Origin of the sequence: Pseudomonas sp. 22515 (genome assembly GCF_052044625.1) — a bacterium.
Classification (GTDB): Bacteria; Pseudomonadota; Gammaproteobacteria; order Pseudomonadales; family Pseudomonadaceae; genus Aquipseudomonas; species Aquipseudomonas alloputida.
This window is the reverse complement of record NZ_JBQENN010000035.1, coordinates 1-10,413: the sequence shown is the minus strand read 5'-3', so window position 1 is coordinate 10,413 and position 10,413 is coordinate 1. Positions and strand designations below refer to the sequence as shown.

Below are 10,413 nucleotides of genomic sequence, written 5' to 3'. Positions count from 1 at the left end.
CTGGAGCGGGAAACGAGACTCGAACTCGCGACCCCGACCTTGGCAAGGTCGTGCTCTACCAACTGAGCTATTCCCGCATTTGGCGTCCCCTAGGGGACTCGAACCCCTGTTACCGCCGTGAAAGGGCGGTGTCCTAGGCCACTAGACGAAGGGGACACACAACACTTTTCAGTGCACCAGAACATGAACCTCACGATTCAGCCTGGATTTTCTTTTCCTGCCCCGCCGCTAAGCAGTGCCGGAGAAACTGGAGCGGGAAACGAGACTCGAACTCGCGACCCCGACCTTGGCAAGGTCGTGCTCTACCAACTGAGCTATTCCCGCATTGGCGTCCCCTAGGGGACTCGAACCCCTGTTACCGCCGTGAAAGGGCGGTGTCCTAGGCCACTAGACGAAGGGGACACGCTGCTGGCATTACTGCCTGCTTTCACTCCCTGCTGCGTTTCGCTGTGTGCTTTACGCTGCAAGTGGCGCGCATTCTATGGATGGTTCGGGAAGGCGTCAACCCCTTTGTAGAAATTTATTTAAATCAATGACTTCCGGGTACACCAAGCGCTGTTTTGGCAAGCCTGCCGGGGTTTGGCGTTGATTTTCTGGCGTCAAGTCAGCATTAATGTGCCAGCATCCAGTCATGGCACAGTTTGCCGATAGAAAAAGAGAATGGCTGTCAGGGCCTCTCGCGAGCAAGCTCGCTCCTACACTCAATCATGCAAACCTATTCATGAGGCTTTAACGGTGACACCACTTCTGATCACCCTGCTCATCGTGGCGGGCATCGCGTTGCTGATCGTGATCGGCTACCTCAACAACGTGGTCGAGAATGGCAAGCTAGAACGCGCCCGGACGAAGATCGAGCTGGCCGACCGCCTGCGCCGTTGTGGCGAAATCACCGAGACATTCCCCGGCCAGTTCATGACCCCGGCCCTCAAGTTGCTGCTGACCCGCCTGGAGCTGAACCTCAACCAGCGCCTGCTGGCGGTGGACAAGCACAATGCCGAATTCAAGGCGCGCATCGCCGAACTGGAAGGGCTGATTGCCCTGGGCGACAAGATCCCGGTCAACAACCCACCCAACCCGATCCACACCGAGATCAAGGCCAAGGACGTACGCTTCTTGCTGGAGGCGCTGCACAATCAGGTGACCCGCGCTGCCCATGAAGGCTTTTTGCCCGCTGTCGAGGCCAAGCATTGGGTCAAGGAAATCCGCCATGTCCTGGTGCTGCTGCACATCGAGTTTTTCAACAACCTTGGTCAACAGGCCCTGCAAAAAGGCCAGCCCGGCCAGGCGCGCCTGGCCTTCGAGCGCGGCGTGCAGTATTTGCGCAAGCAGCCCGAGCCTAAGGTGTATGAAGAGCAGCTGACGTATCTTGAGAAACTGTTGGCCCGGGCCAATGCCCAGGTGCTGGACCGCATGGCACCGGCGGAGGACGAGCACAACGAATTGACCGATGGGCTCAAGACCGATGAGGAAGAAACCTGGAAGAAGAAGGTGATCTACGACTGATTGGTTAACCTGTACCGGCCTCTTCGCGGGTAAACCCGCTCCTACNAGGGCCGGGCCCGCTGGCCAATATCCCTGGTCATTCATCGTTGCCGCCGCCACCGTATTCGCGGGTAAACCCGCTCCTACAAGCGAAGAGGCCGGCTCAGGCAACATCGATCAGCAGTCAGTCAACGCCAGAAAGATCGCCGCCAACCGCTCCAGCCCCACCTGATCCGCCTCGCTGAACCGCCCGACCGTCGGGCTGTCCAGGTCCAGCACGCCAATCAACCTGCCGTCCTTCACCAACGGGATCACCAGCTCGCTGTTGGAGGCACTGTCACAGGCAATGTGGCCAGGGAATGCATGTACATCCTCGACCCGCTGGGTCTGCCGCGTTGCCGCCGCAGCCCCGCACACACCTTTACTGAACGGAATGCGCACGCACGCCACCTGGCCCTGGAACGGGCCCAGCACCAGCTCTTCGTTGCGGTTTAGGTAGAACCCCGCCCAGTTCAGGTCGTCCACCTGGTTATACAGAAACGCGGAAAACTGCGCGGCGTTGGCGATGAAGTCACGCTCGTCGGCGAACAGTGCCTGCACTTGCGCCGCCAGCAGGTTATAGCCGTCGAGGCCGGCGCCACTGGCATTGAGGTCGATCATTTACTTTTGCTCCAGCAATTGCAGCCCGACCCAGTAGCGGGCGAACTGATAGGCACAACGGCCATTACGGTTGCCGCGGCCGGTGGCCCAGCGCACGGCGAGGATGTCGAGTGCTTCGGTGCGCTGCCACACAAGGCCCGCAGGTTGTGCCAACTGGCCAATCCAGTGCTCGACAACGTTCAGGAAGTGGTCCTGGGTAAACGGGTAGAACGACAGCCACAGGCCAAAACGGTCAGACAGGGCAATCTTGTCCTCCACCGCTTCGCTGGGGTGCAGTTCGCCGTCCACACGCTTCCAGTTCTCGTTGTCGCTCTCCTTCTCGGGCACCAGGTGGCGGCGGTTGGAGGTGGCGTACAGCAGCACGTTGTCCGGGGCCTGCTCCAGCGAGCCGTCGAGCACGCTCTTGAGCACCCGGTAGTCGCCCTCCCCGGCTTCGAACGACAGGTCGTCGCAGAACAGGATGAAGCGTTGCGGCAACTTCTGCAGTTGCTCGACCACCCGCGGCAGGTCGGCCAGGTGGTCACGTTCGATTTCAATCAGGCGCAGGCCGGCGCTGGCGTGCTCGGCCAGCAAGGCACGGACCAGCGACGACTTGCCAGTACCGCGCGAGCCCCACAGCAGCGCGTGGTTGGCTGGCAGGCCGTTGATGAACTGGTGGGTGTTGCGGCCCAGCTGGTCGCGCTGTTTGTCGACGCCGATCAGGTCGGTCAGGCGGATGTCCAGGCTGACGTCCAGTGGCAGCAGGTAGCCGCTGCGGCCATCACGCTGCCAGCGCGCGGCCAGTGTGGTGCCCCAGTCGATGTGCGGGCGTTGTGCCGGCAACAGGGGTTCAAGGCGCGCCAGTACCGATTCGGCGCGGTCCAGAAAAGCGATCAAGCGAGCGTCCATGACGACTCCTAACAATCTCAGTTTTTTGGGGGCCGCTGCGCGCCCCTTCGCGGGCTTGCCCACTCCCACAGGGCTTGCCTTCAGCCTGGGGCTAAGCTGTACCTGTGGGAGCGGACAAGCCCGCGAAGGGGCGCCAAGCGGCCCCCGCTTGGCGATCAACTGAAATGAACAGACAGACCCACCAGCAGCCGGGGCTATTCGGCTATGCTTGCGCAGCGCAAGGAACGGGAAACCGGCTCGGGACTCATGGATATCAAGTTCACCAATCGCCTGTCATACAAGCAAGCCCGGTTGACAGTCCTGGTCGGCTTCATCCTGGGAACATTGCTCAGTCTCATCCAGATCGGCATCGATTATGCCAGCGAAGACGCGTCCATCAACCGTGAAGTGAACGCGTTGCTGCAAATCAGCCACAACCCGGCCTCGCGCATCGCCTACAACATCGACTCGGAACTGGCGCTGGAGCTGACCCGCGGCCTGCTGCAGTCGCCGGCCGTCATCCGCGCACGGCTGATCGACAACAACGAAACGGTACTGGCCGATGTCGAGCGGCCAAAACTGCAGGACCGCTCCCGGCCACTCAGCGACTTCCTGTTCGGCGAGCAACGCCAGTTCAAGGAGCGCCTGTACCTGACCCACATGCCGGAGCAATACCTGGGCACCCTGTACCTGGACATCGACACCTTCGCCTTCGGCAGCCGCTTTCTCGACCGTGCCGGCATCACCCTGCTCAATGGCTTTGCCCGCAGCCTGGTGCTCACCGGCCTCCTGCTGGCGCTGTTCTACATGATGCTGACCAAGCCGCTGGTGACGGTGATTGGCGCACTCAGCGGCAGCGACCCGCGCAAACCCCGGCAAACGCGCCTGGAATGCCCACACGGACATGAGCATGACGAAATCGGCGTGCTGGTGAAGGTCGCCAACCAGCAGTTCGTCAGCATGGCCACCGAGATCGAACAGCGGCGCACTGCGGAAAACCGTCTGACCCAGTACCTGAACGAGCTGGAAGACATCGTGTCGGCGCGCACCAACGAGCTCAAGGCCAGCAACAGCAGCCTGAGCCTGTCCAACCAGGAGCTGGAACAAGCCCGCAGCCGAGCGCTGGACATGGCCCAGGCTCGCGCCGCCTTCCTGGCCAACATGAGCCATGAAATCCGCACCCCGCTCAACGGCATGCTGGGCATGATCGCCCTGGCGCTGGACAACCCGCTGCCCAGCGAGCAACGCCAGCAACTGGCTATCGCCCATGACTCGGGCAAGGTGCTGGTAGAGCTGCTGAACGATATTCTCGACTTGTCCAAGTTCGATGCCGGCCAGCTGGAACTGGAACGCATTGCGTTCGACATGGGCTCGATGGTGGAAGACACCGCCAACCTGCTGTCGCAGAACACCGCGCAAAGCGTGGAGCTGACCTGCCTGATCGCCAGCGACTTCCCCAGCAGCGTGCTCGGCGACCCCACGCGTGTGCGGCAGATCGTCAGCAACCTGCTGTCCAACGCGCTGAAGTTCACCCGCTTCGGCCGTGTCGATGTGCGCTTGATGGCCATTGTCGGTGGTGTACGTCTTGAGGTACGGGATACCGGCATCGGCATCCCTGAAGACGCCCAGGCGCGCATCTTCCAGCCTTTCACCCAGGCCGGTGCCGGCATCACCCGCCAGTACGGTGGCACCGGCCTGGGCCTGGCGTTGACGCGTAACCTGTGCAAGGCCATGCAGGGCCACCTGCACATTCGCTCCGAGCCGGGCTTTGGCAGCTGTTTCACCGCCGAATTGCCGCTGACCGTGCACACCGAAGCCATCCCGCCAGCACCCTTGCATGGCCGCGTGGCCGCACTGAGCGCAGCCGGCAGCGGGCTCAATGAACTGTTGCAGCACTTGCTGCCTGCCTGGGGCCTGACCTACCAGCGCCATGACAGTTGCGCCACGCTGGATGCCGCAGTGATCGACCTGTTGATCACCGACGACGTCGAGCACCTGTTCGAACTGCGCCCGGCATTGAAAACCCCGATTCTGCTGGTGACTGCCTACGGCAACTTCCTGCCCAGCGAGCAGTCCTTGGCTTTGGCCCCGCTGCACCAGCTGGCCCGACCATTGGCACGCAACGCCCTGTACCAGACCCTGCGCCGCACCTTGCAAGGCCATGAGCCCGAACACCCGCTGGCCATCCCGGCCATTACCCAGGAGCAAGGCCGTGCGAGGATCCTGCTGGTAGAGGACAATCCGGTGAACCAGCTGGTGGCCAAGGGCATGCTGGCCAAGCTCGGCTGCCAGGTGCAACTGGCCACCCAGGGCGCGGAGGCCCTTGAGCTGCTGGCGCGTGAGGAATTCGACCTGGTGCTGATGGACTGCAACATGCCGGTGATGGACGGCTACGAGGCCAGCCGGCGTATACGCCAAAGCGGCCGCTGGCCCGAGTTGCCAATCGTCGCCCTCACCGCCAACGCCATGCCCGAAGAGCGCGAACGCTGCCGGGCGGCGGGCATGAACGACTACCTGGCCAAGCCATTTCGCCGCGAAGAGCTACTGGCCCTGGTTGACCATTGGGTGCCCTTCAGCGGCTGAGCAAACGCTCGATGTCCGCCTCCAGGGCCTGTGGCTTGGTGGAGGGGGCATAGCGCTTGACCTGGCCACTGGCCGGGTCGACCAGAAACTTGGTGAAGTTCCACTTGATCTTCTGGCTACCCAAAATACCCGGGGCGCGTTGCTTGAGTTCGACGAACAGAGGGTGAGCGCCCGGGCCGTTGACCTCGACCTTGCGAAACAGCGGAAAACTCACGCCGAAATTACGCTCGCAGAACTGCGCAATGTCCCGTGCATCGCCAGGTTCCTGCTTGCCGAACTGGTTGCACGGGAAACCCAGTACCACCAGGCCACGGTCGCGGTAGGCCTGCCACAGTTGCTCCAGGCCCTTGTACTGCGGGGTAAAACCGCACTGGCTGGCGGTATTGACCACCAACAGCACCTTGCCCGGGAAGTCGCCCAGCGTCTTGTGCTCGCCACTCAGGGTCACACAGGGGATGTTCAGCATCGTTGCAGCCATGATCGGGCTCCGGTCAGTCGCGCGGACGAAGGTCGATGCACACCGAGTTGATGCAGTAGCGCAGGCCGGTCGGTGGCGGGCCGTCAGGGAACACATGCCCCAGGTGCGCATCGCAACGGGCGCAGGTGACCTCGGTGCGGATCATGCCATGGGAGGTGTCGCGAATCTCGATCATCGCGCTGTCCTCGATCGGCGCGTAAAAACTTGGCCAACCGCAGCCAGCGTCGAACTTGGTCTGCGCATCGAACAGCGCCAGGCCGCAGCAAATGCAATGGTAGATGCCATCGCGGCGCTCGCTGTTGTACTTGCCGCTGAATGGCCGTTCGGTGCCCTTGAGGCGGCAGACCTGGTACTGCTCGGGGTCGAGCATCGACCGCCATTCGTCCAGGGTTTTTTCGATCTTTTTCATGTAGAAACCTCGGCAGGCTGAATTTCACCCCACACCGTCTTTTCCGGGGCGCGGGTGGCACGTATATTAGTTGGCTTCGTGTGCCAGGCGTTCAGTCTGGCACCCGCTTCCTGCCCTTTCAAACCTTTCGGCGGGGCGTAGCGCGTTTTCTCAATCGGGATCCCATCATGCAGTTCAGCAAATCGAACAAGCTCGCCAATGTCTGCTACGACATTCGCGGCCCAGTGCTCAAGCACGCCAAACGCCTGGAGGAGGAAGGCCACCGCATCCTCAAGCTGAACATCGGCAACCCGGCGCCGTTTGGCTTCGAGGCGCCTGATGAAATCCTTCAGGATGTGATCCGCAACCTGCCCACCGCACAGGGCTACAGCGACTCCAAAGGCCTGTTCAGTGCCCGCAAGGCGGTGATGCAGTACTGCCAGCAGAAAGAAATCGAAGGCGTCACCATCGAGGACATCTACCTGGGTAATGGTGTGTCCGAGCTGATCGTCATGTCGATGCAGGCGCTGCTCAACAACGGCGACGAAGTGCTGATCCCGGCCCCCGACTACCCGCTGTGGACAGCCGCCGTGAGCCTGGCCGGCGGCAAGCCGGTGCACTACCTGTGCGACGAGCAGGCCGACTGGTTCCCTGACCTTGAGGACATCAAGGCCAAGATCACCCCAAACACCAAGGCGCTGGTGATCATCAACCCGAACAACCCGACCGGCGCCGTCTACTCCAAAGAGCTGCTGCTGGGCATGCTGGAGCTGGCGCGCCAGCGCAACCTGGTGGTGTTCTCCGACGAGATCTACGACAAGATCCTGTACGACGAAGCTGTGCACATCAGCACCGCCTCGCTGGCCCCGGACCTGCTGTGCCTGACCTTCAACGGCTTGTCCAAGTCATACCGGGTGGCGGGCTTCCGCTCTGGCTGGCTGATCATTTCCGGGCCCAAGCACCACGCACACAGCTACATCGAAGGCATCGACATGCTGGCCAACATGCGCCTGTGCGCCAACGTGCCGGCCCAGCATGCCATCCAGACCGCGCTGGGCGGCTACCAGAGCATCAACGACCTGGTGCTGCCACCGGGGCGCCTGCTGGAGCAGCGCAACCGCACCTACGAACTGCTCAACGACATCCCCGGCGTCAGCTGCGTGAAGCCGATGGGCGCGCTGTATGCATTCCCGCGGATCGACCCGAAGGTTTGCCCGATCCTCAACGACGAGAAGTTCGCCCTTGACCTGTTGCTGTCGGAGAAGCTGCTGATCGTACAAGGAACGGCGTTCAACTGGCCGTGGCCGGACCACTTCCGCGTGGTGACCTTGCCGCGGGTGGACGACCTGGAAGCAGCCATTGGCCGGATCGGCAATTTCCTGAAGGGTTATTCGCAGTAGGGTTCGACGGGGGCCACGAGAGGTTCGACGCGGTGGTGGTGGTGGGGCGCAGATCGAGCGCCGCGCGGGCGGCGCTCGATCTCACAGGCGCCACACCCCTTGCGGCAAACACCCAGCAGCCTTGACGCAACCCCCAAGCCGAATGTTTCTTACATCCTGCAACGCTCTATCCCACAGCCCCCACGCCATCCTCTGCCATACTCCGCCGTACACAGTTTGAAATAGTCCCCCGATTGAATCGGCGCGGCAGGCCCCTTATATACCCCGCAGTAAGCGACAACTCATCCGTCAGGAGAACGTAACAACCATGATGCGCATTCTGTTGTTTGTAGCCACCAACCTCGCGGTGGTGCTGGTTGCAAGCATTACCCTGAGCCTGTTCGGTTTCAACGGGTTCATGGCCGCCAACGGGGTCGACCTGAACCTCAGCAGCCTGCTGGTGTTCTGCGCCGTGTTCGGCTTTGCCGGCTCCCTCGTCTCGCTGTTCATCTCCAAGTGGATGGCGAAGATGACCACCGGCACCCAGATCATCAGCCAGCCGCGCACCCGCCACGAGCAGTGGCTGCTGCAAACGGTCGAAGAGCTGTCTCGCGAAGCGGGCATCAAAATGCCTGAAGTGGGTATCTTCCCGGCTTACGAGGCCAACGCCTTCGCCACCGGCTGGAACCGCAACGACGCGCTGGTCGCAGTGTCCCAGGGCCTGCTGGAGCGCTTCTCGCCCGATGAAGTGCGTGCGGTACTGGCCCACGAAATTGGCCACGTTGCCAACGGCGACATGGTCACCCTGGCGCTGGTGCAGGGCGTGGTGAACACCTTCGTGATGTTCTTTGCCCGCATCATCGGCAACTTTGTCGACAAGGTAATCTTCAAGAACGAAGAGGGCCAAGGCATTGCCTACTATGTAGCAACCATCGTTGCCGAGCTGATCCTTGGCATCCTGGCCAGCATGATCGTGATGTGGTTCTCGCGCCGCCGCGAATTCCGCGCAGACGAAGCCGGTGCGCAACTGGCCGGTACTGCGGCAATGATCGGCGCCCTGCAGCGCCTGCGCGTGGAACAAGGCCTGCCAGTGCACATGCCTGACACCATGAAGGCTTTCGGCATCAATGGCGGCCTCAAGCACGGCCTGGCAGGGTTGCTGATGAGCCACCCGCCGCTGGAAGAACGCATTGAGGCCCTGCGCCGCCGCGGCTGATCCACCTGAGAAAACAAAGGGCGACTTCGGTCGCCCTTTTTTATGGTTCTTCACGGATTGCCGGGAAAGTCATTCTTGATCTTCATGAAAAAGAATTCGCTGTCCCGGTAGCCGTAAGCCATCCGCTTGATCACCTTGATCCGGTTGTTGATGCCTTCCAGCTGGCCCGTATGCATTGGCCATCGCACCCTGCTCAAGATGCCGCGCCAGTATCCCTTCAGGCGTTTAGCAAACTGCTTCAGTGCCGGTATCGCGCTTTCATCAGCCAGACGCAGCCACTGCTTCCAGGCTGATCGCCAACCCCAGGCGGTGGTGGGCGACCACAGCGCTTTTAACTCTGCTTTCATCAGATAAACCGTCATCAGCGATTGGTTAGCCGACAGCAGATCCCTCAGGTGCACCTGTTGATCTTCTCGCTTGAGATTTTCCGGATTACGCAGCAGTAGCCAGCGTGCTTGCTTGATCACCCTGCGCGCGGGTTTGTCATGGCGCAGACGGTTGGCTTCGTCGACCCGTACCCGGTCAATCACCTCGCGCCCATACTTGGCGACTACATGAAACAGGTCGTAGACCACGCGTGCCTGAGGGCAGTGTTGGCGTACCTCTAGGTCAAATGCGGTGTTCATGTCCATCGCCACTGCTTCGATCCGCGCACAGCCTTCTGGCCCCAGCTCTTCAAAGAAGGGCCTGATAGCCGTTCTGCTACGTCCTTCACCAATCCACAGCACCCGGCGGGTATCGGCGTCCAGCACCACGCTGGCGTAGCGATGGCCTTTGAACAGGGCGAACTCGTCCATCACCAGGCGCCTGGGCTGGGCCTTTGGTAGCTTCTCTAGAGCGGCTTGTAGAGCTCGTCGTTCCAGCAAGCGCACACTGTCCCAATGCAAGTCAAACAGCTCGGCGACGTGCAGGGTAGGCAGCCGCTGGCAAGCCTGGATCACGGCCTCGGCCAAGCGCTGGGTCATACGCGAATAGCGATCAAGCCAGCTGACTGACTCCATCCGCTTGCCGCATGCGCGACACCCAACGCGCCGCAGTTCCACATTCAACCGTACCGCATGGCCAAGAATGGGGAGATCACGGATCGAGCGCTGGCAGTATTCGTGGATGGCGGTGCTGGGCTGATGGCAGCCGCTGCAGGTGGGGAACCTAGTGGGCTGCGGAATCAGGTCGATCAGCAGATCGTCGCCGTCAGGCCTGATGGCAATGACAGAAAAGCCCTCCCAAAAGGGCAGAAACGTATTAATATCGTGCACAAGAACGCCGGTTTGTTGATGTGTTTGCTCGCACGAACATCATCCATCAAACCGGCGTTCTTGTTTCTGTCTTTCCCGGGATTCCGTGAAGAACCAAAAAAAAG

Annotated in this window: 10 protein-coding genes and 4 tRNA genes; 5 read left to right on the top strand and 9 right to left on the bottom strand. The window is 61.3% G+C overall.

All coding sequences use genetic code 11. The features are described from left to right. Position 1: 1 nt before the first annotated feature. From ACTJJN_RS24390 to ACTJJN_RS24375, 4 genes are all read right to left on the bottom strand, one after another. Positions 2-77 (bottom strand) — tRNA-Gly (locus tag ACTJJN_RS24390). Positions 78-80: 3 nt separating this feature from the next. Then, a tRNA-Glu gene (locus tag ACTJJN_RS24385) sits at positions 81-156 on the bottom strand. 92 nt (positions 157-248) lie between these two features. Beyond that, positions 249-324: transfer RNA gene (locus tag ACTJJN_RS24380), tRNA-Gly, on the bottom strand. A gap of 2 nt (positions 325-326) precedes the next feature. Then, positions 327-402 (bottom strand) — tRNA-Glu (locus ACTJJN_RS24375). 333 nt (positions 403-735) lie between these two features. Between ACTJJN_RS24375 and ACTJJN_RS24370 the strand changes: the two genes are divergently transcribed. Beyond that, positions 736-1,503 carry a hypothetical protein gene (locus tag ACTJJN_RS24370; protein WP_014754096.1) on the top strand — a complete coding sequence of 256 codons (768 nt, stop codon included), beginning with the start codon at positions 736-738 and terminating at the stop codon, positions 1,501-1,503. A 156-nt stretch (positions 1,504-1,659) separates the two neighbouring features. Here ACTJJN_RS24370 and ACTJJN_RS24365 read toward each other — a convergent pair whose 3' ends face one another. Together ACTJJN_RS24365 and ACTJJN_RS24360 are read right to left on the bottom strand one after the other, a co-directional pair. After that, positions 1,660-2,142 carry a GAF domain-containing protein gene (locus tag ACTJJN_RS24365; RefSeq protein WP_003247105.1) on the bottom strand — a complete coding sequence of 161 codons (483 nt, stop codon included), beginning with the start codon at positions 2,140-2,142 and terminating at the stop codon, positions 1,660-1,662. Continuing rightward, positions 2,143-3,030: an ATP-binding protein gene (locus tag ACTJJN_RS24360; RefSeq protein ID WP_003247104.1), complete on the bottom strand. Its 888-nt coding sequence runs from the start codon at positions 3,028-3,030 to the stop codon at positions 2,143-2,145. A 204-nt stretch (positions 3,031-3,234) separates the two neighbouring features. Here ACTJJN_RS24360 and ACTJJN_RS24355 point away from each other — a divergent pair, with 204 nt between their 5' ends. Continuing rightward, positions 3,235-5,592, top strand: a complete 2,358-nt coding sequence (locus ACTJJN_RS24355) for a hybrid sensor histidine kinase/response regulator (RefSeq protein WP_088513085.1) — start codon at positions 3,235-3,237, stop codon at positions 5,590-5,592. On the opposite strand, the gene ACTJJN_RS24350 is transcribed toward ACTJJN_RS24355, so the two are convergent. Together ACTJJN_RS24350 and msrB are read right to left on the bottom strand one after the other, a co-directional pair. Continuing rightward, the gene (locus ACTJJN_RS24350) at positions 5,582-6,070 is read right to left on the bottom strand and encodes a glutathione peroxidase (RefSeq protein ID WP_267826131.1); all 489 of its coding nucleotides are present in this window, start codon (positions 6,068-6,070) and stop codon (positions 5,582-5,584) included. The genes ACTJJN_RS24355 and ACTJJN_RS24350 overlap by 11 nt on opposite strands. A gap of 13 nt (positions 6,071-6,083) precedes the next feature. After that, on the bottom strand, positions 6,084-6,479 hold the full coding sequence (gene msrB, locus ACTJJN_RS24345; protein ID WP_003247101.1) for a peptide-methionine (R)-S-oxide reductase MsrB: 396 nt from the start codon (positions 6,477-6,479) through the stop codon (positions 6,084-6,086). Positions 6,480-6,646: 167 nt separating this feature from the next. Here msrB and ACTJJN_RS24340 point away from each other — a divergent pair, with 167 nt between their 5' ends. Beyond that, positions 6,647-7,858 carry a pyridoxal phosphate-dependent aminotransferase gene (locus ACTJJN_RS24340; RefSeq protein WP_440781678.1) on the top strand — a complete coding sequence of 404 codons (1,212 nt, stop codon included), beginning with the start codon at positions 6,647-6,649 and terminating at the stop codon, positions 7,856-7,858. Between the two features lie 307 nt (positions 7,859-8,165). Beyond that, on the top strand, positions 8,166-9,053 hold the full coding sequence (gene htpX, locus ACTJJN_RS24335) for a protease HtpX (protein WP_004575939.1): 888 nt from the start codon (positions 8,166-8,168) through the stop codon (positions 9,051-9,053). 50 nt (positions 9,054-9,103) lie between these two features. Here htpX and ACTJJN_RS24330 read toward each other — a convergent pair whose 3' ends face one another. Further along, entirely contained in the window at positions 9,104-10,261 is a 1,158-nt protein-coding gene (locus ACTJJN_RS24330) for an ISL3 family transposase (RefSeq protein ID WP_425312121.1), read from the bottom strand. Between ACTJJN_RS24330 and ACTJJN_RS24325 the strand changes: the two genes are divergently transcribed. Continuing rightward, on the top strand, positions 10,157-10,413 hold a 257-nt coding region (locus ACTJJN_RS24325; RefSeq protein ID WP_440781224.1), incomplete at its 3' end, for a hypothetical protein. The genes ACTJJN_RS24330 and ACTJJN_RS24325 overlap by 105 nt on opposite strands.